This is a genomic window from Pseudomonas sp. P1_F1_2, assembly GCF_056405815.1.
Map to the genome: position 1 here is coordinate 23,434 of NZ_JBFUBK010000043.1, position 23,665 is coordinate 47,098.

Annotated in this window: 20 protein-coding genes and 4 tRNA genes; 15 read left to right on the forward strand and 9 right to left on the reverse strand. The window is 58.2% G+C overall.

What is annotated here, in order from left to right:
• Positions 1–55 precede the first annotated feature (55 nt).
• The 6 genes from alaS to AC1D2P_RS14775 all read left to right on the forward strand — a co-directional run bounded on the left by alaS (position 56) and on the right by AC1D2P_RS14775 (position 4,870).
• The gene (alaS, locus tag AC1D2P_RS14750; RefSeq protein WP_046031538.1) at positions 56–2,674 is read left to right on the forward strand and encodes an alanine--tRNA ligase; all 2,619 of its coding nucleotides are present in this window, start codon (positions 56–58) and stop codon (positions 2,672–2,674) included.
• 91 nt (positions 2,675–2,765) lie between these two features.
• Positions 2,766–4,007 (forward strand): aspartate kinase, encoded by a 1,242-nt coding sequence (locus tag AC1D2P_RS14755; RefSeq protein ID WP_477811485.1) that lies wholly within the window; start codon positions 2,766–2,768, stop codon positions 4,005–4,007.
• Positions 4,008–4,195: 188 nt separating this feature from the next.
• Positions 4,196–4,384, forward strand: a complete 189-nt coding sequence (gene csrA, locus AC1D2P_RS14760; RefSeq protein ID WP_002554426.1) for a carbon storage regulator CsrA — start codon at positions 4,196–4,198, stop codon at positions 4,382–4,384.
• A gap of 62 nt (positions 4,385–4,446) precedes the next feature.
• Positions 4,447–4,537 (forward strand) — tRNA-Ser (locus AC1D2P_RS14765).
• A gap of 108 nt (positions 4,538–4,645) precedes the next feature.
• Positions 4,646–4,722: transfer RNA gene (locus tag AC1D2P_RS14770), tRNA-Arg, on the forward strand.
• 71 nt (positions 4,723–4,793) lie between these two features.
• Positions 4,794–4,870, forward strand: a tRNA-Arg gene (locus AC1D2P_RS14775).
• A gap of 19 nt (positions 4,871–4,889) precedes the next feature.
• Here the strand turns inward: AC1D2P_RS14775 and AC1D2P_RS14780 are convergent.
• Entirely contained in the window at positions 4,890–5,408 is a 519-nt protein-coding gene (locus AC1D2P_RS14780; RefSeq protein WP_223522225.1) for a cell envelope protein SmpA, read from the reverse strand.
• 319 nt (positions 5,409–5,727) lie between these two features.
• Here AC1D2P_RS14780 and mgtE point away from each other — a divergent pair, with 319 nt between their 5' ends.
• The gene (gene mgtE / locus AC1D2P_RS14785; protein WP_109785140.1) at positions 5,728–7,170 is read left to right on the forward strand and encodes a magnesium transporter; all 1,443 of its coding nucleotides are present in this window, start codon (positions 5,728–5,730) and stop codon (positions 7,168–7,170) included.
• Between the two features lie 102 nt (positions 7,171–7,272).
• On the opposite strand, the gene AC1D2P_RS14790 is transcribed toward mgtE, so the two are convergent.
• Positions 7,273–7,599 (reverse strand): Arc family DNA-binding protein, encoded by a 327-nt coding sequence (locus AC1D2P_RS14790; protein WP_028620557.1) that lies wholly within the window; start codon positions 7,597–7,599, stop codon positions 7,273–7,275.
• 387 nt (positions 7,600–7,986) lie between these two features.
• Here AC1D2P_RS14790 and phnN point away from each other — a divergent pair, with 387 nt between their 5' ends.
• Positions 7,987–8,559, forward strand: coding sequence for a phosphonate metabolism protein/1,5-bisphosphokinase (PRPP-forming) PhnN (phnN, locus tag AC1D2P_RS14795; protein ID WP_109785141.1), 573 nt, complete (start codon positions 7,987–7,989; stop codon positions 8,557–8,559).
• On the opposite strand, the gene AC1D2P_RS14800 is transcribed toward phnN, so the two are convergent.
• Together AC1D2P_RS14800 and AC1D2P_RS14805 are read right to left on the reverse strand one after the other, a co-directional pair.
• Positions 8,534–8,713 (reverse strand): PA3371 family protein, encoded by a 180-nt coding sequence (locus AC1D2P_RS14800; RefSeq protein WP_109785142.1) that lies wholly within the window; start codon positions 8,711–8,713, stop codon positions 8,534–8,536. The genes phnN and AC1D2P_RS14800 overlap by 26 nt on opposite strands.
• Before the next feature lie 23 nt (positions 8,714–8,736).
• The gene (locus tag AC1D2P_RS14805; protein ID WP_109785268.1) at positions 8,737–8,967 is read right to left on the reverse strand and encodes a hypothetical protein; all 231 of its coding nucleotides are present in this window, start codon (positions 8,965–8,967) and stop codon (positions 8,737–8,739) included.
• 297 nt (positions 8,968–9,264) lie between these two features.
• On the opposite strand from AC1D2P_RS14805, the gene AC1D2P_RS14810 reads away from it, so the two are divergent.
• A tRNA-Arg gene (locus AC1D2P_RS14810) sits at positions 9,265–9,341 on the forward strand.
• A 47-nt stretch (positions 9,342–9,388) separates the two neighbouring features.
• On the opposite strand, the gene AC1D2P_RS14815 is transcribed toward AC1D2P_RS14810, so the two are convergent.
• Positions 9,389–13,231, reverse strand: a complete 3,843-nt coding sequence (locus AC1D2P_RS14815) for an autotransporter outer membrane beta-barrel domain-containing protein (protein WP_477757824.1) — start codon at positions 13,229–13,231, stop codon at positions 9,389–9,391.
• A 605-nt stretch (positions 13,232–13,836) separates the two neighbouring features.
• Between AC1D2P_RS14815 and AC1D2P_RS14820 the strand changes: the two genes are divergently transcribed.
• The 4 genes from AC1D2P_RS14820 to AC1D2P_RS14835 all read left to right on the forward strand — a co-directional run bounded on the left by AC1D2P_RS14820 (position 13,837) and on the right by AC1D2P_RS14835 (position 19,014).
• Positions 13,837–15,441: a tetratricopeptide repeat-containing response regulator gene (locus tag AC1D2P_RS14820; RefSeq protein WP_109785161.1), complete on the forward strand. Its 1,605-nt coding sequence runs from the start codon at positions 13,837–13,839 to the stop codon at positions 15,439–15,441.
• Positions 15,438–16,130: a sensor histidine kinase gene (locus tag AC1D2P_RS14825; RefSeq protein WP_046031546.1), complete on the forward strand. Its 693-nt coding sequence runs from the start codon at positions 15,438–15,440 to the stop codon at positions 16,128–16,130. The genes AC1D2P_RS14820 and AC1D2P_RS14825 overlap by 4 nt, the downstream gene beginning before the upstream one ends.
• Positions 16,131–16,329: 199 nt before the next feature.
• The gene (locus tag AC1D2P_RS14830; RefSeq protein ID WP_477811486.1) at positions 16,330–17,571 is read left to right on the forward strand and encodes a glutamine synthetase family protein; all 1,242 of its coding nucleotides are present in this window, start codon (positions 16,330–16,332) and stop codon (positions 17,569–17,571) included.
• Positions 17,572–17,640: 69 nt separating this feature from the next.
• On the forward strand, positions 17,641–19,014 hold the full coding sequence (locus tag AC1D2P_RS14835) for an MFS transporter (protein ID WP_223522229.1): 1,374 nt from the start codon (positions 17,641–17,643) through the stop codon (positions 19,012–19,014).
• A 65-nt stretch (positions 19,015–19,079) separates the two neighbouring features.
• On the opposite strand, the gene AC1D2P_RS14840 is transcribed toward AC1D2P_RS14835, so the two are convergent.
• The 4 genes from AC1D2P_RS14840 to flgA form a co-directional block, all read right to left on the reverse strand.
• The gene (locus tag AC1D2P_RS14840) at positions 19,080–19,826 is read right to left on the reverse strand and encodes a flagellar brake protein (RefSeq protein WP_046031549.1); all 747 of its coding nucleotides are present in this window, start codon (positions 19,824–19,826) and stop codon (positions 19,080–19,082) included.
• A gap of 92 nt (positions 19,827–19,918) precedes the next feature.
• A complete protein-coding gene (locus tag AC1D2P_RS14845; protein WP_046031550.1) occupies positions 19,919–20,386 on the reverse strand; it encodes a flagella synthesis protein FlgN in 468 nt (155 codons plus the stop codon).
• Positions 20,387–20,434: 48 nt separating this feature from the next.
• Positions 20,435–20,761 carry a flagellar biosynthesis anti-sigma factor FlgM gene (gene flgM / locus AC1D2P_RS14850; protein ID WP_046031551.1) on the reverse strand — a complete coding sequence of 109 codons (327 nt, stop codon included), beginning with the start codon at positions 20,759–20,761 and terminating at the stop codon, positions 20,435–20,437.
• 167 nt (positions 20,762–20,928) lie between these two features.
• Entirely contained in the window at positions 20,929–21,690 is a 762-nt protein-coding gene (gene flgA, locus AC1D2P_RS14855) for a flagellar basal body P-ring formation chaperone FlgA (protein WP_109785163.1), read from the reverse strand.
• A gap of 82 nt (positions 21,691–21,772) precedes the next feature.
• On the opposite strand from flgA, the gene AC1D2P_RS14860 reads away from it, so the two are divergent.
• On the forward strand, positions 21,773–22,705 hold the full coding sequence (locus AC1D2P_RS14860) for a chemotaxis protein CheV (protein ID WP_077431459.1): 933 nt from the start codon (positions 21,773–21,775) through the stop codon (positions 22,703–22,705).
• Between the two features lie 46 nt (positions 22,706–22,751).
• Positions 22,752–23,579, forward strand: coding sequence for a protein-glutamate O-methyltransferase CheR (gene cheR, locus AC1D2P_RS14865; protein WP_010457158.1), 828 nt, complete (start codon positions 22,752–22,754; stop codon positions 23,577–23,579).
• Positions 23,580–23,665: the final 86 nt, after the last annotated feature.

Consider the following 23,665-nt stretch of genomic DNA (forward strand, 5'->3'; position numbering starts at 1 on the left):
TCGTCTGTTGACGTTTCGAACAGGCCTTTGGCCGCAGCCTCCGTGGAAGAACCTAATGAAAAGCGCAGAAATCCGTGAAGCCTTCCTTCGCTTCTTCGAAGAGCAAGGCCACACCCGTGTAGCCTCCAGCTCTTTGATTCCGGGCAACGACCCAACCCTGCTGTTCACTAACGCGGGGATGAACCAGTTCAAGGACTGCTTCCTGGGCCAGGAAAAACGCGCGTACACCCGCGCCACCAGCAGCCAGAAATGCGTACGCGCCGGCGGCAAGAACAGCGACCTGGAAAACGTCGGTTATACCGCTCGTCACCACACATTCTTCGAAATGCTCGGTAACTTCAGCTTCGGTGACTATTTCAAGCACGACGCGATTACCTTCGCCTGGACTTTCCTGACCGGCGTTTTGAAGCTGCCGAAGGAAAAACTCTGGGTCACCGTCTATGCCTCGGACGACGAAGCGTATGACATCTGGACCAAAGAAATCGGTGTGCCGGTCGAGCGCATGATTCGCATCGGCGACAACAAGGGCGCGCCTTACGCCTCCGACAACTTCTGGACCATGGGCGATACTGGCCCGTGTGGCCCATGCACCGAGATTTTCTACGATCACGGCGACCACATCTGGGGCGGCCCACCGGGCTCGCCGGAAGAAGACGGTGACCGCTACATCGAGATCTGGAACAACGTATTCATGCAGTTCAACCGCACCGCCGATGGCGTATTGCATCCGCTGCCAGCGCCGTCGGTCGACACCGGCATGGGCCTGGAGCGGATCAGTGCGGTAATGCAGCACGTAAATTCCAACTACGAAATCGACCTGTTCAAGAACCTGCTGAGCGCGTCGGCCGATGCGATCGGCTGCGAAAATGGCGATCAGTCTTCGCTGAAAGTGGTTTCCGACCACATCCGTTCGTGCGGTTTCCTGATCGCTGACGGCGTTCTGCCGTCCAACGAAGGTCGCGGTTATGTACTGCGCCGGATCATTCGTCGCGCCTGCCGTCACGGCAACAAGTTGGGCGCAACCGGTAGCTTCTTCTACAAGATCGTCGCGGCGCTGGTGGCCGAGATGGGCGAAGCCTTCCCGGAACTCAAGCAGCAACAGACCAACATTGAGCGCGTGCTCAAGGCCGAGGAAGAGCAGTTCTCCAAGACCCTGGAACACGGCTTGAAGATTCTCGAGCAGGATCTGGCCGAACTCAAAGGCACTGTGGTGCCGGGCGACGTGGTGTTCAAGCTGTATGACACCTACGGTTTCCCAATGGACCTGACCGCCGACATTGCCCGTGAGCGAGAGCTGACCATCGACGAAGCCGGATTCGAGCGCGAGATGGAAGCCCAGCGCGTGCGTGCGCGTTCGGCCAGCTCGTTCGGCCTGGACTACAACACCCTGGTCAAGGTTGACGTGGCCACCGAATTCACTGGCTACACCGATACCAGCGGTTCGGCAAAAATCGTTGCCCTGTACAAGGACGGCCAGTCGGTCGACGTATTGAGCGAAGGCGACGAGGGCGTGATCGTTCTCGACAAGACGCCGTTCTACGCCGAATCCGGTGGCCAGATCGGCGATTGTGGTTATCTGCAAGCCGGCGCTTCGCGTTTCGACGTGCGTGACACCACCAAGACCGGCGGAGCGTTCCTGCACCACGGCGTGCTGGCAAGCGGCAGCCTGATCATCGGCGCTCCCGTGGAAGCCCACGTTGAGGCTGATGTGCGTCACGCCACTTCGCTGAACCACTCGGCGACCCACTTGCTGCACGCGGCATTGCGTCAGGTGCTGGGCGATCACGTTCAGCAAAAAGGCTCGTTGGTCGACAGTCAGCGCCTGCGCTTTGACTTCAGTCACTTCGAGGCGATCAAGCCTGAGCAGTTGAAAGCGCTGGAAGACATCGTCAACGCCGAGATTCGCAAGAACTCCGCCGTTGAAACCGAAGAAACCGACATCGAAACCGCCAAGAAGAAGGGCGCCATGGCGCTGTTCGGCGAGAAGTACGGCGACAACGTGCGCGTACTGAGCATGGGCGGTGATTTCTCCGTCGAGCTGTGCGGCGGTATCCACGCCAACCGTACTGGCGATATCGGCCTGCTGAAAATCATCAGCGAAGGCGGTGTGGCATCGGGCGTACGTCGTATCGAGGCAGTCACTGGTGCTGCGGCACTGGCCTACTTGAACGCGGCTGAAGAACAACTCAAGGAAGCGGCGAACCTGGTCAAGGGTAGCCGCGACAACCTGATCGACAAGCTGTCGGCTGTGCTGGAGCGCAACCGTCTGCTGGAGAAGCAACTCGAGCAGTTGCAGGCCAAGGCTGCCAGCGCGGCGGGCGACGATCTGTCGGCCTCTGCACTGGACGTCAAAGGCGTGAAGGTGTTGGCCGTGCGTCTGGACGGTCAGGACGGCAAAGCGCTGCTGGCGCTGGTCGATCAACTGAAAAACAAACTCGGCCGCGCAGTGATCCTGCTCGGCAGTGTCCATGAGGAAAAGGTCGTTCTGGTTGCAGGCGTAACCAAAGACCTGACTGGCCAACTCAAAGCCGGTGATTTGATGAAGCAAGCCGCTGCGGCAGTGGGCGGGAAGGGCGGTGGTCGTCCGGACATGGCGCAGGGCGGCGGTACAGACGCTGGCGCACTGGATGCAGCATTGGCCCTGACCGTTCCATTTGTAGAGCAGGGTTTATAAGGCAGTGTGTCTGGCCCGCGGTCTAGTGGCGGGCCAGAACGCTGTTTGAGTGATTATTTGGGCGCCCTTCATGGGCAGAGGCGGCTTTGAAATGGCTTTGATCGTACAGAAATTTGGAGGCACCTCAGTCGGCACTGTCGAGAGAATCGAGCAGGTCGCCGACAAGGTTAAGAAATTCCGCGATGCCGGCGATGACCTGGTGGTTGTGCTGTCTGCAATGAGCGGCGAAACCAACCGTCTGATCGATCTGGCCAAGCAAATCAGTGGTGATGACCAACCGGTTCCGCGTGAACTGGATGTGATCGTCTCCACCGGTGAGCAGGTGACGATTGCGCTGTTGGCCATGGCGCTGATGAAGCGTGGCGTGCCAGCGGTGTCGTACACCGGCAATYAGGTACGGATTCTGACCGATAGCGCGCACAATAAAGCGCGTATCTTGCAGATTGATGACCAGAAGATTCGCGGCGACCTGAAGGCCGGTCGCGTGGTGGTTGTCGCCGGTTTCCAGGGCGTCGACGAGCACGGCAACATCACCACCCTCGGTCGTGGCGGTTCCGATACCACCGGCGTGGCGCTGGCAGCAGCCTTGAAGGCTGATGAATGCCAGATCTACACCGATGTCGATGGTGTCTACACCACTGACCCGCGCGTGGTGTCCGTGGCCCAGCGCCTGGAAAAGATTACCTTCGAAGAGATGCTGGAAATGGCCAGCCTCGGTTCCAAGGTTTTGCAGATCCGTGCGGTCGAGTTCGCCGGCAAGTACAACGTTCCGCTGCGCGTTCTGCACAGCTTCAAGGAGGGTCCGGGCACCCTYATTACTATTGATGAAGAGGAAACCATGGAACAGCCGATCATTTCCGGTATCGCTTTCAACCGCGATGAAGCCAAGCTGACCATCCGTGGCGTGCCAGACATCCCGGGCGTTGCATTCAAGATTCTCGGCCCGATCAGTGCCGCGAACATTGAAGTCGACATGATCGTGCAGAACGTTGCGCACGATAACACCACCGACTTCACCTTCACTGTGCACCGCAACGACTACCAGGCGGCGCAAACCGTGCTGGAAAAAACTGCTAGCGAACTGGGTGCCCGTGAAGTCGTGGGTGACACCAAGATCGCCAAGGTGTCGATCGTGGGCGTTGGCATGCGTTCGCACGCAGGCGTGGCTAGCCGCATGTTCGAATCGCTGGCGAAAGAAAGCATCAATATCCAGATGATCTCGACCTCGGAAATCAAAGTCTCCGTTGTGATCGAAGAGAAGTACCTGGAACTGGCTGTGCGCGCTCTGCACACAGCTTTCGAACTGGACGCGCCAGCCCGTCAGGGCGAGTGATGCGTTTGACGAAGGGCGCGGTCTGACCGCGCCCTTCGTTTTTTTTTGAGTGGCGCGACCTGGAACTGTTCTTTTGCTCGCGCTGGTCAATACTCAGGCATGTAGGGCTGCGATCATTCTGGTTGTGGGTCGAGTGCCTTTTTTTTGCAGACTGTTGTCCCTGAAATGAAATGCGTTAGGAGAAAGGTATGCTGATTCTGACCCGTCGGTGCGCAGAAAGCCTGATTATTGGTGATGGCGAAATCACCGTGACCGTGCTCGGCGTCAAAGGAAATCAAGTGCGTATCGGTGTCAACGCCCCGAAAGAGGTTGCTGTGCATCGTGAGGAAATTTACCTGCGTATAAAGAAAGAGAAGGACGAAGAACCAAGCCATTAATTTTTATCGTTTTTTATGTTTGCAAACGGGGAAAAGGTTGGTTAAGATACGCCCCGTGTTGCGGAGAGCTGGCCGAGTGGYCGAAGGCGCTCCCCTGCTAAGGGAGTACACCTCAAAAGGGTGTCGGGGGTTCGAATCCCCCGTTCTCCGCCATTATTTGCGTAGTACGTTGTAATCTGGCTTCTTCGGTAAGTTGTTGAAATTACTAGAAAAAAGCGCTTTACAAAAAGATTCAACGGCCTATAATGCGCGGCAACAAATGCACTCGTAGCTCAGCTGGATAGAGTACTCGGCTACGAACCGAGCGGTCACAGGTTCGAATCCTGTCGAGTGCACCATTTAAGAGTCATCTGCAGCAATGTGAATGACTTGGCTTCAACCAGTTGTGATCTGGTCTAAAAACACAAATGCACTCGTAGCTCAGCTGGATAGAGTACTCGGCTACGAACCGAGCGGTCACAGGTTCGAATCCTGTCGAGTGCACCATACAACAGAAAGCCCGCATTTAATGCGGGCTTTTTGCCGTCTGGGATTTGGCTTTTCCTTTCGTACATCCTTTCTCGTCGAACTCGACATGTGCGCTGCGACCTCGCTGGGTGTCGTAACGGTAACTCGTTGATGAATTCCTGATACTGATCTTGTCTGGCTTGCCGAGAGCGCTCTCGACATCCTGTTGGCTCATGCCGGCAACGACTCGTTGATTGATGATCGCTTCGCGCCGTTTTCTGGCGTCGATCAGATTTCCACATTTGTCCTCGGCTTGACCCACAATGGTCGGCGCTCTGCTTTTGCTATTCCTGCCTGATTTTTCAGTGCTGTCGGCGTTCGGCATGAGCGCCATCACGCTGCCGGGGGTGAAGGGGCGCACCTCCTGCACTGACAGGCTCTCTGCGTCCGTGCAGCTCATAGTGGTGAAGGTCAGGTGCCCGTTGGGTGCCTCGCACCGGTGGACAGCCGCCGCATGCAACCAAGGCGACAGGCAAAGCAGCGCGCTCAGCAAAAAATAGTAGGAATAAGGTGACATTTGGCGTCCTCCATGACGGTCGATATCAAGGGTAGCTGCTACATTTTTTGAGAGCGGTGTGTTTTCTTTTCAGAATGAGTCGTCGCAGTTTGATAGATAAGGTGGCGCTCAGGTTTGGCTTGCAAGCGCTTGTTTCAGCCACGATTTTTTAACGTTTAAAACCGTTGGGCGGTGTATCATTGCGCCCGTCAGCCCCGCCGGGGCTTGTGGAATACATCCATGGACTTACCCAGTAGTTACTCAATACCCCGTTTTACCAATCATGAATTGACTGATTGATCCTTCCGGCGTGCCCCGCTGCTGGGAGTGGAGTTCGCCTATGTCCGAAGTTGAAGTAAAGAAAACGCAAGAAAGCCTGCAGGACCGCCTCGCTCAAGTTGTTGAGCTGTTGCAGCGTCAGCGGGTTGTCGAAGACCTGACTCATCGCCAGGAAGGTCCGCACCACGACCGGGTCGAGAACCTGGTTCACCGGCAGAATCTCGTCGAGCTGCAACGCAAGCTCGATGATCTGCACTCCGCCGACGTCGCCTACATCCTTGAAGCACTGCCGCTGGGCGATCGTCTGACGCTTTGGCAGCTGGTCAAGGCGGATCGTGACGGCGACATCCTGCTCGAAGTATCCGACTCGGTCCGTGAAACCCTGATCGCCGACATGGACGATCACGAGCTCCTGGCGGCGGCCAAGGACATGGACGCCGACGAACTTGCTGACCTGGCTTCCGAGCTGCCGCGAGACGTCGTCCACGAGCTGATGGAAACCCTCGACGGCCAGCAGCGTGAGCGCGTTCGCTCCGCGTTGTCCTATGACGAGGAGCAGGTCGGTGCACTGATGGACTTCGAGATGGTGACCATCCGTGAGGATGTCAGTCTCGAAGTGGTCCTGCGTTACCTGCGCCGTCTCAAGGAGCTGCCGGGTCATACCGACAAATTGTTTGTGGTCGACTATGACGGCGTGCTCAAGGGCGTGCTGCCGATCAAGCGTTTGCTGGTCAACGATCCGGAAAAACAGGTTTCGGAAGTCATGGCCAGCGATCCGGTGAGTTTTCACCCGGACGAAGACGCCTACGACGCTGCTCAGGCGTTTGAACGTTATGACTTGATCTCTGCCCCCGTGGTCGACAAGAACGGCAAGCTGATCGGCCGTCTGACCATCGACGAAATGGTCGACCTGATTCGTGAAGAGAGCGAAAACGAAGTTCTCAACATGGCGGGTCTGCGCGAAGAAGAAGACATTTTTGCGTCAGTCTGGAAATCCCTGCGTAACCGTTGGGCCTGGCTGGCGGTGAACCTGATTACTGCGTTTATTGCTTCCCGGGTAATTGGCCTGTTTGAAGGCTCCATCGAAAAACTGGTCGCGCTGGCGGCACTGATGCCGATCGTCGCCGGTATCGGTGGCAACTCCGGTAACCAGACCATCACCATGATCGTGCGGGCCATGGCTCTGGATCAGGTCAGTACCGGCAATACCTCGCGACTGATGCGCAAGGAGCTGGCGGTCGGTTTGATCAATGGCCTGGTCTGGGGCGGGGTGATTGGGGTAGTGGCCTATATGCTTTACGGCAGTTGGTCCCTTGGCGTGGTCATGACTGCCGCCATGACGCTCAATCTGTTGCTGGCAGCATTGATGGGGGTTTTGATTCCAATGACCCTGGCGCGACTTGGGCGCGACCCGGCGATGGGCGCGAGTGTAATGATTACTGCCATGACCGACAGCGGCGGATTCTTCATCTTCCTCGGGCTGGCGACGATCTTTCTGCTCTGACGTGTACGCTTTTGAAAACCCGCCCAACCCGGCGGGTTTTTTTTGCCAGATTTCAGGCAAAAAAAAGCCAGCAATTATGCTGGCTTGAGCTTTCGGGATGAATCAGGAAGCGTCGGCGGCCAATTCGGCGTCGTGGGCAATCAGCGACACGAGAGCGTTTTGTTGGCGGTGAGAGAGTTGACGAAAGCGTTGCAGTAACTCGCGTTCGTGCAATGACAGTTCGGGGCTGTCCAGGCGCATGCTCAATTCTTCGCCCAGTGCGCCTTCCTGAATAAGGCTCTGCTCAAGGCGCGCAATGATTTCGGAGTTCATGCTGCGATGATGATTGCGAGCCACCTCGGCAATGCGTTCACGCATTCCGTCTGGCAGACGTACGACGAACTTGTCAGCCGTACGGCTGGAATAAATTGCCTGTTTCAATGGGCGCATATATTTAACCGGTTAGTTCAGGGGAGCGGTTCTCGGGATTGGCCGCAGGATGTCTGGTAGGACAAGCGTTATGGCCAAATGTTCAACCTGAATTGATAGAGGCGCGCATCATGCCTCAAAGCAGCCAGATCATTGGCGTCAATTCTGTGACAAATATTGATCTGGGTAAAGGCGTTCTGCCAGCACCCATTTTCAGAAATGCGGACTGGTTGGAAAAAATTTGCCCAGCGCCGCATCGCTGAATGCATCCTTTGCCTCCGCAGGTGATGTCCGAAAACGCCTGAAGGTGCATGCTATAAGGATTCGATCCTTGATCCTTGTCTAATACAGAATAGTGGCAAATTGCCGATTTACTAGGGGCTCAAGTGTCGTGGGGGATGATTCAGGATGGATGGCAGGCTGATTTATCTGATGGGGCCTTCCGGATCCGGCAAAGACAGCCTCATTGAAGCGGCTCGAATACCGTTGCGCTCGATGAACTGCGAAGTGGTGCGTCGGGTCATCACACGCTCGGCCGAGTCTGTGGGTGAGGACGCCATCGGCGTATCCCGCGAAGAATTCGAGCGTCGCAAAGACGCAGGGGACTTTGCCTTGTCGTGGCATGCCAATGGCCTGGGTTATGGCATTCCGATTCAGATTAATGATTGGCTCAAGGGCGGTCGTCACGTACTGATCAACGGTTCTCGCGGTCATTTTGCCGAGGCGCTACAACGCTATCCCGCGCTGTTGCCGGTAGTGCTGACCGTAACGGATGAAGTGTTGCGTAAGCGCCTGGTGCGGCGTGGCCGCGAGAGTCTTGATGAGATCGAAGCGAGACTGCGGCGTAATGAACAATTCGCCGCTAACGATTTACTCGGTAATACGCAGGTCCATCGACTGGATAATTCCGGGGAGCTCTCTGTCACCGTTGCCAACCTGCTGCATCTACTGACACTCAACGCAGAACCGGATCGAATTTGATTTTTCGACCGGCAATCAATGCCAGCACAAATAAGCCACCAAAAACGCCGCAGGCAATCAGGGGCGGGGTGACCACTGATTCCTGAACCAATGCCAGATGAAGAATGCCGCTCAGTAAGGCAAGGATCAAAAATCCTGCAGCTGATTTGGACATGCTGTGCTCCTGATAGGGATGATTCAAAATACAAAGCGTTCTGAAGCCTGCGACACGGGTGTACCTTCCTGGCTCACATCCTGGCGATTAAAACCGTGCTGATCATTCATCACCGCTAACTGCGGGGCTTTTTGCAGTTGCAGGTAATGCGGCATGCGCTGAGCAACCTGCGTCGCACTGCTCTCGGGGGCAAAATGAAAACTCGCCAGGACTGCAAGAGCGATTGCATTCGAGAGTAAAAGGGCGCGGTTCATGAGGCTCACCTCAGCTGTTCTGGAGAACATTCTTGAGAACAGCTGAAGCAGCCCGCGTGCCAGGAGTTTAACGGCTATTAAATCCTTTAAAAACAAAGAATTAACTTATCTTTGAAAACGGCCTGCGTTGCAAATTGCAATGATGGCATTTTGAGAGGATGCAATTTGCACGGTAAACGAACCCACCCTCATGCGGGCGTCTGCCTACAGTTAAAAAGCCCTACGGACGACATGACAAACGCAGGCCTGCCCGTTAACATGCAGGCCCTCCATCGCACCGCAATGCGTGCGACTTGTGTCCCAGTAGCTCAATTGGATAGAGCATCCCCCTCCTAAGGGGAAGGCTGGCAGTTCGAACCTGCCCTGGGACACCACCTTCCTTTCCACACCGATGACGTTCCTTTTGCCGCTCCGGCCAAGGTCAGAAATCGTATTTCACCCCCAGCATGCCCTCATAGCTATGGCTGTCGCCATCAAAGGCCTTCTGATAGCCGGCTGAAATATAGAACGTGACTTTCTTGTCGGCCTGATAATCGACACCCAGGTTGGCCTCCCACCAACTCCCGCCAATATCCGCCTCGAAGGGCACGAAGCCGTCGGCCGAGGAGAATTCGGTTTTGGGTTGCCCCTTGAACTCATGCCAGACACTGGGACGCAGCCAGCCATTGGTGCGCAATGTTTCTCCTTTGTCATTTTCGCGGAACCAGTCTTTGGCAAGGCGCACGCCCAGGCGGCCAATCAGCGAGTCGACATCCCTGAAACGTACGTCGGCAGCAATGTCATTGCTGTCATCGAGGTCGATGTGCGAATAGATCAATTGGGCCTGCGGTTCGAGGTAGAGGTTTTCGTATTTGTCCTCACCTTCGCCCTCATCGATCAAGAACGGGTAGCCGGTCTCCAGCGAAGCCGTGTAACCCCAACCCTGGGTGTCCAGTTCACCGATGTCGCCCGGCTTGGCCTCAATGTCGAAGCGGTGCACTTGCAGCACCCCGTCCACATAGCCGCCGTCGGGACCGAAGTGCGTCCAGTAGCCCCCCAGGCTGTAGGCGCGCAACACATCATTGCCGGCACCAAATCCCGTGTAGTGCTCGACCCCCCCTTCAATGTTGCCGACCGCCAGCGATACGCCAGCCTGATCGTGGCTGCCATCGGTGTCCTCGCCGCGATACAGGTCAAGACCGACCTGAAACGCCTGCATGTCATAGTTGTACGCCGGGGAGTTGCCAAACGGACCGTCATGGCCGCTCTCCCGTTCACCATTGCGGAAAATCATCCGCCCCCAACCGAGTGACGGGCCGTAGGTTTCTTCATGCTCCTTGGGCAACGGATCGGTGGGCATGCGGCGCTCCTCGGCAACCCGCTCGTGCAGGGTATCGATCATGCCCCGGCTGTAGACCAGCGCCATGGCCGGGATGGCGCCATAGAGCGAGGTTTCCGGACGGAAGTTCGGCACGGCGGGCGTCGGTGTCGGCGTCGGCGGATTCGGATCATCCGGTGGAACGGGCTCGGCACTGGAGCGCAGGTACCAGGCCTCGCTGTTGCTGGCATCCACGCTCGAGCGATGCAATGTGTGCTCATAGGGGCCAGCGATCACCCGATTGCCTTGTCGGAAAGCGTTGGCAGCGGTGGTGCCACCGTTCAGCGTATCCACCACCAGGATGCCGTTGCCAGTGGTCAGCGCACCTCTGCCCAACACGCCGCTGGCATCCCTGGCATTGCGGATCAGTAGGGCAGTGTTGCCGCTAGCCAGTGCTGTGGCAGTCCCCCCATCAATGACGAGTTTGTCCGATGGCGAGCCATCCCCCCCGAGGAATGTATTGAGCCCGATTGCACCGTCGCCGCTGTAGGTGTTGACCGTCAGGGTCTTGAATACACCACCCACCGGGGGAGAGAATTCAATCAGGCTGGGGTCGTTGACCAGATTTGTCAGATTGGAATCTCCGGTCATGCGCCACAGGCTGTTGTTGCTCAGGGTCAGGTTGGAAACGCTTCCCGGCGCAGTAAAGGCTGAGCCCACCACCGTCGAGCCGGATAGGCTGATATTGGCCAGGCCCGGACTGACGGCCGGTGCGGGCGCTGTGATCGGCGGCGATTGCGGCGGCGGCAAGTCTCCGGTGATCTCATCCGGGAAATCGGCGGGGCCGGTGAGGGGCGGTGGCGAAGCGCTCAGGAGGGGGAAATCACTGAGCGTTCCCACCCGCAGCCACTCACTGGCGCCGGTTGCGGTCGACTGGGTGAGGGTGACGTTTGCATCGCCGGCAACGCCAATAGTCGGGCCGCTGCTGTTGTTCAGGGTGCTTCGGGTGAAGTCGGCCGTGGATACCGCCCCGGGTGTGCCCAAGGCATAGAGCGCCATTGAGTTGGCACCGCTGGCGAAAACCGTGGAATCGGTGCCGATAATACGCCCACCGATGACCGCGACCGCGCCATGGGCGGCTGCACCAGAGGTCTGGATCGAGCTCTGGTTGAGCGTTACCGAGGTGGGAGCGTCCCGAGACAAGGCGCCGTGCGCGCCGGCGCCCTGAGTCAGCACGGTCGTGCGATTCGCCACCACATTGGCCTCCCCACGACCGGTGGGCGTCGAGCCGTAGTTCTCGAGTACAGCGCGCAGACCCTCGGCACCGACGCCTCGGGTGGTAATTGATGTGTCGTTCAACGTCACCGTGGCGACATCAACCGGCAGGTCATTGCGAGATTGCGCCTCGGCGCCGAAGGCATTGAGGCCAGTGGTTACCACCGTGGTGCGATTAGTCGTGGTATTTGCATTGAATTGCCCCCCGACCTGCTCGGCGACGGCATATACCCCAACGCCCAACTCGCCGGAGGTGGTGATCCGGACGTCATTCAGGGTCGAAGTGCCGCCATCATCGGACCAGGCGCCCATGGCGGAAAGTCCCGACGTGTTGACCACTGTGCCGTTGGCAATCAAGGTGCCGCCTGGGTTGCGCGCGCCAAGCGCGTGGGCGAACGATGATTGTCTGACCCGGTTGCCACTGGTGGTGATGGTGCCGCCGTTGAGCGTGACGGAGCCGCCGAGGTCGGCAATCGCGCCCATTGCGTTGTCGTCGCCGGTGGTGGTGATGGTTACATTGTTCGCCGTCACCGAGCCAGGCGTGCCCGTCGCACTGCTGGCGGCCAGCGCCGCGGAGTTGGCGCCCGTGGTCGTGATCGAGCTATTGCTGATGATAATGTTTGCGCCATCCCGGGCCGTCACGCCCACGGCGACGGTGGGTGTCGTGGTGCTGACGCTGCTGTTAGTCAGCGTCAGGCTGGAGCCGGCCCCTTCAACTTGCACCGCCGGTGAAAAAGGCCCGGTGACGCCGTTTAGCGCGATGCTGCTGTTACTCACCTGCGCCACACCACCGGCCTTGATGGAAATCCCGAAGGAACGGCTGCCTCCGACCTGTATGGCGGTGTCCGCCACTTGAGCCTGCGAGCCGGCACCCTCGACCGAGAGCCCGAAGCCGCGCAGACCGGTGGTCGTGATCGCGCTGCCGCTTCCGCTCATCACGACGTGGCCACCATTGAGCGCTCGCACCCCGGCATTCGGGAAACTGTCGTTGTTACTGGACCCCGAATTTGAGATCGAACTACTGGTCAACACCAGGGTGCCACCGGCCTCGGCCAGCGCCGCTGACGCGTTAAGGCCGGATGCGCTCGCAGCGATGCCCGTGGCGTTGATTTGGCTACCGGCACCGGTGGCGTACAGAGCATGGCTGCCTGCTAGCGTGGTTGCGTTCGTTGTCCCGGCGGAAGTGATCTGCGCTCCGTTTGATAAATTGACCACTCCACCGTTCTCGGCCAACACCCCGAAAGCCCCGCGGGAATTGGTGCTGACCGAGCCCCCGCTAAAGTTGACCTGGCTTCCCGCCCCAGTCGCCACCAAGCCGTAGTTGCCCGTGCCATTGGCACCGCCAGTGACGAGCACGGTGGTGTTGCTCAGCGTCAGTACACCGCCAAGATCAGCCACGGCGCCGCGCATGTTCAGCGAGTTGCCCGAAGCGGGTGTCAGGTCGATCGTGGCACCGGTTGCCGAAATAGTGCTTCCAGCACCAGACGCGAACAATCCGACCTGCCCATTCGCGGCAGCCCCGACGGAGGTGGTGCTGACAGTGCTCCCATTGAAGCTGATGGCCGCGCCTTGCAGCGCCATTGCGCCCGTGGTGGTGGCGGCCGCCAGATTGACGGTAATGCCATCACCGATGATTTGCCCCAACAGACCGCTGTCGTTCAGGCCGACGGGATTGACTGCGTTGACTGTCACGGTTGTGCCGGCTGGTACTGTGCAGTTCGTGTTATTGGCCACCGCCGGTGACGGGCAATCAACGGACCATGCTGGCGCAACCAGGCCACCCAGCAGCGTTACTACGGTCGCGAACTGTCCTAGTAGGCGTAGCTCTGGAGTAGTGCTCGAGTCGGCGGATTTCGCCGGGAGGAGGTCTTCGTTAATAAACGTCGGGCCGGGGAGGGCACGAGTATCGCCAGACAATGTATGGATGGCAGGAATGAGCAAGCAGGTCGAGTTCAAGTGACGTTTCATGGCGGTCAATTCCCTCTGCGTATCCCTCAATGCACCGTGTCGAGTTCCCTCTCAAGAATGTCCATATTCCCTGGCATGCGGCGCGATTCGGTCTGAGCATGGGCAAACACTTGAGACTGCTTGGGACGTACCTGTGGTTATGTTTAGACCAATTGATAACTTTTGCACTGCGGTTCGTCCTGTTTCGGATCCAGAGTGGGAGGGGTTCTGACCACTCGCGCAAACATTTAGCCGACACTTGAGGCCTACTAATTCTCAAGGTAACGCCAGTGCTGGCCGATAACCCGAACGGTCACGCTCTTCTTCTTAAAATTGCCTGGAAATCTTCGATGCTGTCGTATCACCAAAAGAGTTTTCTGATCGTCGATGATTTCTCGGATTTCCGCAGTTCCGTCAGGTCCATGCTGCGTGAGCTGGGCGTCAAGGACGTGGATACCGCAGATTCTGGCGAGCAGGCGCTGCGCATGTGTTCGCAGAAGTCCTACGATTTCATCCTGCAGGATTTCCACCTCGGCGACGGCAAGAAGAACGGTCAGCAAGTGCTTGAAGACTTGATGATCGAGAAGCTGATCAGCCATGAAAGTGTGTTTGTCATGGTCACTGCTGAAACCAGCCAGGCCATGGTCCTCAGTGCGTTGGAGCACGAACCGGATGCCTACCTGACCAAGCCGTTCAACCGCTCGGGCCTGGCTCAGCGCCTGGAGCGCCTGGAGCAACGCAAGAACCTGCTCAAGCCGATCCTGCAAGCACTCGACCGTGGCAAGCCACTTGAAGTGCTCAATGCCTGCATCGAGCTGTGCAAGAAAGACATTCGTTATTCGCCACTGTGCTTGCGCTACCGTGCGGATGCGTTGCGCGACTTGAATCAGAACGAAGCGCTGGAGCGCCTCTACGACAGCATCATTGCTGATCGACCGTTGCCGTGGGCGTTTGCCGGGTTGGGCCAGTTGCTGTTCAAGCGCGGCCAGGTCAGCCAGGCCAAGGGCATCTACGAAAAAGCGCTGAAAGTGTTTCCGTTGATGCCTGCGTTGTATGACGGCATGGCCGACGTGCTGGTGGTCGAAGGCGACAACAAGGGCGCCCAAAAAGTACTGGAAGAGGCCATTCGTCTGTCGCCGCTGGCGGTTCGCCGACAAGCGCTGCTGGGCAAACTGGCGATGGCCAACGAAGATTTCGACACCGCGTCCCGAGCTTATCGCCAGGCGGTGAACCAAGGGGCTCAGTCGCGTTTCAAGGATGCGGAAAGCAACCTGGGCCTGGCTCATGCCTTGATCAGCAAAGGCAGCGAGAAAGGCCTGGATACTCGCACCCGCCTGGAAATCAACACGACCCTGAGCCTGGTGGCCAAGGAAAATCCGAGCGACCCTGGCCTGCAGATTCGTGCGCGCCTGATGAAAGCCACCAGTCTGTTGCTCAACGATGCCGAAACTGCCGAGAAGCTCACCGAGCAAGCGATGATGCGCCTTGATGGCATGGAGCAGTTCATGAGCGCCGAAGCCGCGCTGCTGGTGGCCAAACAATTGCAAATGCTCGGTCAGGCGAGTGCTGGCGCATCGATGTTGAAAAACTGCGCGGAAATCTACGGTGACGATCCGGTCGTGATGAAGGGCATCGCCAAACTGACTGACGACCCGACGATCCTCAGTTCCAGCAACGCCGCCGCCGAACTGAACCGCCAAGGCGTGCGGGTGTACAAGACCGGCAACCTGGTGGAAGCCCGCGCGGTGTTCCGCAAAGCGCTGGCAATGCAGCCGAAAAACATCAGTATCGCCCTGAACATGGCGCAGTCGCTGTTGCACGGCACTGACACCAGTGTGCCGTCGGCGGAAATAGAAGAATGTCGGGTTTGCCTGAAAATGGTCGGCTTGATGCCCGATACCGACGCGCGTTATCCGCGCTATCAGAAACTCAAAATCAAGGCGTTCAACGGATGAGCCAAGACAGCCCGGCATTGGATTTCTCGACGGTGATTGCCTCCACCGTGCATGACATGAAGAACTCGCTGGCCATGGTGATGCAGGCACACAGCCATTGGCTGGCGCGCTTGCCTGATCCGCAGCAGCACTGCCCGGAGCAGGGCGTCATCGAGTATGAGTTCGCGCACCTCAACGGCATGTTGGTGCAGTTGTTGGGCCTGTACAAACTGGGCGTCAATCAGCTGCCGCTGCAGCCGGCCTACCACGATCTGGATGATTTCCTTGAGGCGCAACTGGCCAGTCATCAAGAAGTGTTTGCCAGTCGCGGCATCATCGCGACCTACGAAGTCGACCCGTTGAGCCCGCTGGGTTTCTTCGATCGGGAACTGGTCGCCTCGGTGCTGGGCAACATCATCAACAACGCCATTCGTTACGCGCGCGAGTCGCTGCTGATCAGCGTCAGTGACGAGGGCGGTCAACTGGTGCTGAGCATCAACGACGATGGCAACGGCTATCCGGCCGAGATGATCGAGTGTCAGGCGGATTATGTGCAGGGCATCAACTACAGCAGCAGTAGCACCGGGCTGGGCCTGTATTTTGCCGGGCGGATCGCCGCGCTGCACCAGCGCAATGGCGTCGGCGGACGCACCCTGCTCAGCAATGGCGGCCCATTGGGCGGCGGTATGTTCACCCTTTATCTGCCCTGACCGTTCTTTATTGTGTGGCACTGCTTGAAATTCTGAACAGGCGGAGCCTATTTTGTACGGGTCGCCGTTCGCGGCTCGCACAACAAAGGATTGCGTCATGACAACCGATGGCCATCGTTCACTCGCACAGCGATTGGCGGGCATTGATGAGATTGAATGTGTCACCCCGGACTTGAATGGCGTACCCCGGGGCAAAGTCATGAYGGCCGAGGGTTTTCTCGAAGGACGACGCTTGCAGTTGGCGCGAGGTGTGCTGCTGCAATGCATCATGGGCGGCTATCCGCCGGCACGTTTTTACGGCAGCGATGATGGCGACCTGGCCTTGGTGCCGGACGTTGCGCACATCTATCGGTTGCCCTGGAGCCAGCAGCCTCGGGCGCTGGCCATTTGCGATGCGGACGAATTGAGCGGCGAGGGTTCGCGACTGTCGACCCGTGGTCAGCTCAAGGCTGTGATCGCGCGCTATGCGGCTCGTGGCCTGGCGCCGGTGGTGGCGACCGAGCTGGAATTCTTCGTCTTCGCGCCCAACCCCGATCCGACACAGCCGTTCCAGCCGCCCGTGGGCCTGGACGGTCGTCGCGAGGACGGTCAGTCGGCGTTCAGTGTCAGTTCCAATAGCGGCTTGCGGCCGTTCTTCAGTGAAGTCTACGAATGCATGGCGGCGCTGGGTTTGCCGCGCGATACCTTCATGCATGAAATGGGTGTCAGTCAGTTCGAGATCAACCTGCTGCATGGTGATGCGCTGCTGCTGGCCGACCAGACATTGCTGTTCAAGCACCTGCTCAAGGAAGTCGCGCTAAAGCATGGCCTGACCGTGGTCTGCATGGCCAAGCCGCTGGCGCACACGCCGGGCAGTTCGATGCATATTCACCAAAGCATCGTCGACATTGCCACCGGAAAGAATGTGTTCAGTGACGAAGCCGGTCAGCCGACCGCCGCTTTCCGTCACTTCATCGGCGGTCAACAGGCCGGCATGGCTGATTTCACGGCACTGTTCGCACCCAACGTGAACTCTTATCAGCGCTTGTGCCATCCGTATGCGTCACCAAATAATGCCTGCTGGTCCCACGACAATCGGGCTGCCGGGTTGCGCATTCCGGCCAGTGCGCCGGTCGCTCGTCGGGTCGAGAACCGTTTGCCGGGGGCTGACGCGAATCCGTACCTGGCCATCGCCGCCAGCTTGGCCGCGGGCTTGTATGGTATTGAAAAAGAACTGGAGCCGAGTGAGGCGATCCAGGGTGAATTCGAAGTGCCGGATAATCTTTCGCTGCCGTGTACCTTGCATGCGGCTCTTGAGCGTCTGAAACGTAGCCGATTGGCGAAGGAACTGTTTGGCGCCGAGTTCATCGAAGGCTACGTCGCTTCGAAGTCCATGGAGCTGACCAGCTTCTTTGATGAAATTACCCCTTGGGAACGGCGTGTTTTAGCCGCCCAGGCCTGACGCTTCGTCGTCTTCGGGCTATCGTTTGGTTAGCCTGATCTTCACTGCAAGGAGCCGCTCGGAACGCCGATGCGCCAAATCTGGAAATCCTTTCGAGCGCTGTATTTCGCCTCGCTGATGATGTTGATCGGCTCGGGCCTGTTAAGCACTTACCTGGCCTTGCGCCTGGCCGCCGACCATGTCGACAGCCTGTGGGTGGGTGCGTTGATGGCGGCCAACTATTTCGGCCTGGTGCTGGGTGGCAAGATCGGTCACCGACTGATTGCCCGTGTCGGGCACATTCGTGCGTATGCCGCGTGTGCCGGGATCGTCGGGGCGGCGGTGCTCGGCCACGGTTTGATCGACTGGCTGCCGGCCTGGCTGTTTCTGCGGGTAATCGTCGGCCTGGGCATGATGTGCCAGTACATGGTCATCGAGAGCTGGCTCAACGAACAGGCCGACGCGAAGCAGCGCGGCATGGTGTTTAGCGGCTATATGATCGCCTCGTACCTGGGCTTGGTGCTGGGTCAACTGATACTGGTCATGCACCCCGGCCTGGGCCTGGAACTGCTGATGCTGGTCGCCTTGTGTTTCGCCTTGTGCCTGGTGCCGGTGGCCCTCACTCGAAGGATTCACCCGGCGCCGTTGCACCCGGCCCCGATGGAGCCGCGTTTCTTCATCAAACGCGTGCCGCAGTCGCTGAGCACGGTATTGGGCGCGGGGTTGATCGTCGGCTCGTTCTACGGTCTGGCGCCGCTGTATGCGTCCCAGCAGGGACTGTCCACCGAGCAGGTCGGTCTGTTCATGGGTAGCTGCATTTTTGCCGGCCTGCTGGTGCAGTGGCCGCTGGGTTGGCTGTCTGACCGTTATGACCGGGCGCTGTTGATCCGTTGTTTTGCCTTCAGCCTGGCACTGGCCGCGCTACCGCTGGCGATCCTGCAGAAAGTGCCGTTGGAGGTGTTGTTCATCTCCGGCTTCCTTTGCTCGCTGGTGCAGTTCTGCCTGTATCCGTTGGCGGTGGCGTTCTCCAATGACCACGTCGAAGGTGATCGTCGGGTTTCGCTGACGGCGATGTTGCTGGTGACCTACGGTGTCGGCGCCAGTATCGGGCCGTTGGTCGCCGGGGTGCTGATGAAGCTGTTCGGCAGCCAGAGTCTTTATGCGTTTTTCAGTTTCTTCGCGTTGGTGCTGGTGTGGCGGATCCGCCCGAAAGCGGTCACCAACCTGCATCAGGTCGACGATGCGCCGCTGCATCACGTGGCGATGCCGGACAGCATGTCGAGCTCGCCGCTGGTGGCGTGCCTTGACCCGCGTGTCGATGAGCAGGTGGTGCAGGAGCAGATGCACAGCCCGGTTCATCCTGAAGCGGAGCCGGATCCGGATCCGACTCCTGAGCCCGAATCGACGCCACCGGAAGACCCGAACTCAGGTCGCGAGCCAAGTTTTACTGAGGCCAGGCCCTAACCTTGATGCATAAAAAAAACGGGCAGTTCCGCAAGGGACTGCCCGTTTTTTGTTGAAGCGCTGGATCAGATATCGTCTTTGTCGAAGCGTCGGGCTTCACGCTGAAGCTGGTACACGAAGCGCTCGACCTGGCGCTGCTCCAGCCCGCTCATATTGTGAAAGCGGAGACCGGCGAAGGTGGTGGAGATCTTTTCTTCGAAGTGCAGGTAACGCAATTCCACCGGTGTGGTCATGCTGCCGAAGGGCAGGGCGGCAACGAAGCGCTCGTAGACCTGGCCCAGTTGCAGGCGGCTGGTGATGTCGCCCTCAAAACGCAATTTGCAACCGGTGGCGGAAATATCCAGCAACTTGCCACTGACCGGCGATTTGAGCTTTTCACCGCTCAGTTCGACATTGACCAGTTGCGCCAGCTTCAACGCAGCCCGGAAGGCATTGCGGCGCTGGTGGTAGACCACTTGGTCGGGGAGTTTGCCGCGATAGCAGCGTGTGTTGCCGGATTCGTCGATGTTCAGCAGACCGTTGCTTTCCCAGGCGATGCGCACGCCCTCATGGAAGCCTTCGATCCGAAACGACTCGCCCGCCAGCAGATAGCGTTCGCCATCGCGAGGCACCATCTCGTCCAGGGCAATCATGTTGTTGTCACGGTCAACGTCCACCAGATAGCTCTGGAAGCGCTGGTTACGCTCGTGGAACGTGATGATCAGCGGATCATGGCTTTCTTGCAGTTGCCGCAGGTTACCCGCGATCTCCATGGGTGTGGAGAGTACCTTCGGTGGCTGCGGAGCATCTTCCGCGGTTAAGGCATTGGACACGGTTCATCATTCTCCGGACAAAATATGACTGCGAATAGCCAGCATATTGCCAGCATGTGACGCGTCTTGATAGAGCGAGCTATTCAACAGAATCAAGCCTGACTGAGCGGGCGCGGCTTCGCTAATTTGGAGGTTGATCCGCGGGCATCGTAAAGCGCAGGTGGTTCGCCGCCGGTGAGGATCTTCAGCTGATTGGCCGTGGCGGCCTGTTGTATCAGGATCGACTGACCATTATTGACATTGATCGCCTGGCACTGAGCCAAAAGGTCTGTCAGGGCATCGCTCTGCGCCAGCAATTGCTCACCCACGCTCGACTGGCTGGCGAGTTGCTCCAGGCCTTGGCGATTGGTGGGCAGGTTGAGGCTGGCGAGGATTTCGCTGCGCTTGCGGCCATGCTGTTCGAGCAGAATGATCATTGCCTGTTTGCGCGCCAGAATGTCTTCGAGCAGCGGCATGTCGCGACCATGCAAGGCGAGGGCTTCGGTTTGCAATAACTCCAGCAAGTGTTGCGCTGGAGCAAAGTCGTCGATGATCAGTTGCAGTAAATTAGTGTCGTGCATGACTGGCCTTGGGGTTTAAGCGTCCAAAAGCCTGGCGCAGGCCGTGGCCTAGCGCTGGGCTTCGAAGTTGAGCAGTTTGCTGGCTACACGGTTGCTGTCGACTTTATAGCTGCCATCGGCAATCGCTGCTTTCAACTCGGCCACGCGGGCGTTGTCGACGGCAGGTTGATCGCGCAGCTTGTCAGTGACCTTCTGCAACTGTTGAGCCTCATCGCTGAGGTGTACCGATTCCCCGATATTGGCGGTACTGGCCTGTTGAGCCGCCGTATTCAGCGGCGCGGATTTGCCGGCTTCGGCAGCTTCCTTGTTGGCGCTGGTACGCGTACTGCCGGGCAGTGGCGAGGAACTGTTCAAACGGCTGAAATCGATGACCATGATAAAAAACCTCTGGGTATTTGGACGCTTGCCATGTTTTCGGCTCTCCCTGCAAAAACTTTAGACCCATTTATCAATGAGCTTGCATGCGCCAGCGCATTTTCTGCGTGCGGCACAGTTTAGGGAACAGCCAGGCAGCGCGCCATAGCTTTACCAAGCAGAGCGCCTTACATGGAGACCTCCACCTGGCCCGGCGCGATCACCTGCGCCTTGATAACCCGTTGGGAGTTAAGGTTTTTCACCCGGATCTGTTCACGCAAGCCGCCGTTCGACAGCGCTTCGCCCGGCATGCGCACACTGAGCGTACCGCTGCGAGCGGTAATCACCACCTGGTCGCCCTTGGTGATGACTTCGGCCTGTTCGAGGTGGACCAGCGTCAGGACCTGACCAGCGACCGTTGGTCGGGTAAGTTTCTGTCCGATCGTTTGATCCGTAGAGGTGAAGTAGCCCTGGCCGATCAGGCTGATGTCTCGTTCGCGCAGCATGACGTCGCCCGGCTCGATAAAGCCGGCTCGCTTGAGTGGCCGAGTGGTGGTGACGACGTCTCGAAACAGGCGGACTTGAGCGGGCACGAAGACCGTCCAGGGGGAAGTGCTGTCACAACGAACCTTGACCGTGACGCGACCAATCGGGATCGCCGGGCTCTCCAGGGTGGCTGTCAATTCCTTGTCGCACATGGGCATGCGCAGGCGTGGATCGAGCTGCTTGACCTCAATCTCATAACGACCTTCGGTTTGACTGGTCGCCAAATAGTCTTCTACGGTGAACTCAAGAAAGCCCTGAGTGACGCCGATAAGCATGTCAGGCAAGGTAACTGCGTCAGCAAGGGCAGGGCTGCCAGCGTTGAACAGGCAGACGGCAGACACCGCGCAAAGCACTTGGCGAGCGTGTGATGTCAGGCGTCGGAAAAATGTCGGTTCTGTGTTCATAAGAGTTAAAAAGCAAGCGCCGTGCCGTTTAGCAATTAACGTGCGTCGCAACACACTTAAGCGTTGGTGTAGGAGTCTGTGCATGGCTGGTGTAATGGATGCGGTAAACCAGCGCACGCAACTGGTAGGGCAGAATCGCCTGGAGCTGTTGTTGTTCCGTCTCGACGGCCAGCAGCTTTACGGGATCAACGTGTTCAAGGTTCGGGAGGTGCTGCAATGCCCCAAACTCACGCTGATGCCAAAATCCAGTCCTGTCGTGTGCGGTGTGGCAAACATCCGGGGGGCGACCATTCCGATTCTTGATCTGGCGATGGCGACCGGTTCCGGCGCGCTGAAAGATCAAAGCAATCCGTTCGTGATCATCACGGAGTACAACACCAAGACCCAGGGTTTCCTGGTGCGCTCGGTGGAACGCATCGTCAACATGAACTGGGAAGAGATTCACCCGCCGCCCAAGGGCACGGGGCGCGATCATTACCTGACGGCTGTGACTCGGGTCGACAATCAGTTAGTCGAAATCATCGACGTCGAGAAAATCCTCGCGGAAGTGGCCCCGACACCGGAAGTGATTTCGGTCGGCGTGGTGGATGTCGAAACCCAGCACAAGGCCTTGTCCTTGAAGGTCCTGACGGTCGATGACTCGTCGGTGGCACGCAAGCAGGTGACCCGTTGCCTGCAAACCGTCGGTGTCGAAGTGGTCGCGTTGAACGACGGCAAGCAAGCGCTGGACTATCTGAAAAAGCTGGTCGACGAAGGGAAAAAGCCGGAGGAAGAGTTCCTGATGATGATTTCCGACATCGAGATGCCGGAAATGGACGGGTACACCCTGACGGCCGAGATCCGCAACGACCCGCGCATGCAAAAGCTTCATATCATCCTGCATACTTCGTTGTCGGGTGTATTCAATCAGGCGATGGTCAAGAAAGTCGGTGCCGATGACTTCCTTGCCAAATTCCGTCCTGATGACCTGGCATCCCGGGTAGTCGACCGGATCAAAGCAGCAGATATCAGCTAGGGGCCTTCTGCCCCTGGTGGTTAACACGATTTAAGAGGCGGCATCATTGTCTACGGGTAATTTGGATTTCGAACAGTTCCGGGTGTTCCTGGAAAAAGCCTGTGGCATTTTGCTCGGTGAAAACAAGCAGTACCTGGTCTCGAGCCGTCTCAACAAACTGATGGAACAGCAAGGCATCAAATCCCTGGGTGAGCTGGTCCAGCGCATCCAGACCCAGCCGCGCAGCGGTTTGCGCGAAATGGTGGTGGATGCCATGACCACCAACGAAACCCTGTGGTTTCGTGACACCTATCCGTTTGAAGTCTTGAAGAACAAGGTATTGCCTGAAGCGATCAAGGCCGCTCCCGGTCAGCGTCTGCGGATCTGGTCGGCGGCGTGCTCGTCGGGTCAGGAACCGTACTCGCTGTCGATGTCCATCGATGAGTTCGAGCGCGTCAACATGGGTCAGTTGAAGATGGGTGCGCAGATTGTAGCCACCGACTTGTCCGGCACCATGCTGACCAACTGCAAGACCGGCGAGTACGACAGCCTGGCCATCGGCCGAGGCCTGTCGCCCGAGCGTCTTCAGCGTTACTTCGACCCAAAAGGGCCGGGACGCTGGGCGATCAAGGCGCCGATCAAGAGCCGGGTGGAGTTTCGCTCGTTCAACCTGCTGGACAGCTACGCGGCCCTTGGCAAATTCGACATCGTGTTCTGCCGCAACGTGCTGATCTACTTCTCCGCAGAGGTGAAGAAAGACATCCTGTTGCGCATTCACAGCACGCTCAAACCGGGCGGCTATTTGTTCCTCGGCGCGTCCGAAGCGCTGAACGGTTTGCCGGATCATTACCAGATGGTCCAGTGCAGCCCGGGGATCATTTACCAGGCGAAGTGATTGTTCACCGGCAATACAAAAACGGGAGTCCTCAGGGGCTCCCGTTTTTTTTTGCCTGATGATTTCCCACCAACACCGCTAACCCC

What these genes read in the sequence shown, in the direction of transcription:
- alaS (WP_046031538.1), top strand. Translation starts at nt 56, where the DNA reads ATGAAAAGCGCAGAAATCCGTGAAGCCTTCCTTCGCTTCTTCGAAGAG.
- csrA (WP_002554426.1), top strand. Translation starts at nt 4,196, where the DNA reads ATGCTGATTCTGACCCGTCGGTGCGCAGAAAGCCTGATTATTGGTGAT.
- AC1D2P_RS14780 (WP_223522225.1), bottom strand. Translation starts at nt 5,408, where the DNA reads ATGTCACCTTATTCCTACTATTTTTTGCTGAGCGCGCTGCTTTGCCTG.
- mgtE (WP_109785140.1), top strand. Translation starts at nt 5,728, where the DNA reads ATGTCCGAAGTTGAAGTAAAGAAAACGCAAGAAAGCCTGCAGGACCGC.
- AC1D2P_RS14790 (WP_028620557.1), bottom strand. Translation starts at nt 7,599, where the DNA reads ATGCGCCCATTGAAACAGGCAATTTATTCCAGCCGTACGGCTGACAAG.
- phnN (WP_109785141.1), top strand. Translation starts at nt 7,987, where the DNA reads ATGGATGGCAGGCTGATTTATCTGATGGGGCCTTCCGGATCCGGCAAA.
- AC1D2P_RS14800 (WP_109785142.1), bottom strand. Translation starts at nt 8,713, where the DNA reads ATGTCCAAATCAGCTGCAGGATTTTTGATCCTTGCCTTACTGAGCGGC.
- AC1D2P_RS14805 (WP_109785268.1), bottom strand. Translation starts at nt 8,967, where the DNA reads ATGAACCGCGCCCTTTTACTCTCGAATGCAATCGCTCTTGCAGTCCTG.
- AC1D2P_RS14820 (WP_109785161.1), top strand. Translation starts at nt 13,837, where the DNA reads ATGCTGTCGTATCACCAAAAGAGTTTTCTGATCGTCGATGATTTCTCG.
- AC1D2P_RS14825 (WP_046031546.1), top strand. Translation starts at nt 15,438, where the DNA reads ATGAGCCAAGACAGCCCGGCATTGGATTTCTCGACGGTGATTGCCTCC.
- AC1D2P_RS14835 (WP_223522229.1), top strand. Translation starts at nt 17,641, where the DNA reads ATGCGCCAAATCTGGAAATCCTTTCGAGCGCTGTATTTCGCCTCGCTG.
- AC1D2P_RS14845 (WP_046031550.1), bottom strand. Translation starts at nt 20,386, where the DNA reads ATGCACGACACTAATTTACTGCAACTGATCATCGACGACTTTGCTCCA.
- flgM (WP_046031551.1), bottom strand. Translation starts at nt 20,761, where the DNA reads ATGGTCATCGATTTCAGCCGTTTGAACAGTTCCTCGCCACTGCCCGGC.
- flgA (WP_109785163.1), bottom strand. Translation starts at nt 21,690, where the DNA reads ATGAACACAGAACCGACATTTTTCCGACGCCTGACATCACACGCTCGC.
- AC1D2P_RS14860 (WP_077431459.1), top strand. Translation starts at nt 21,773, where the DNA reads ATGGCTGGTGTAATGGATGCGGTAAACCAGCGCACGCAACTGGTAGGG.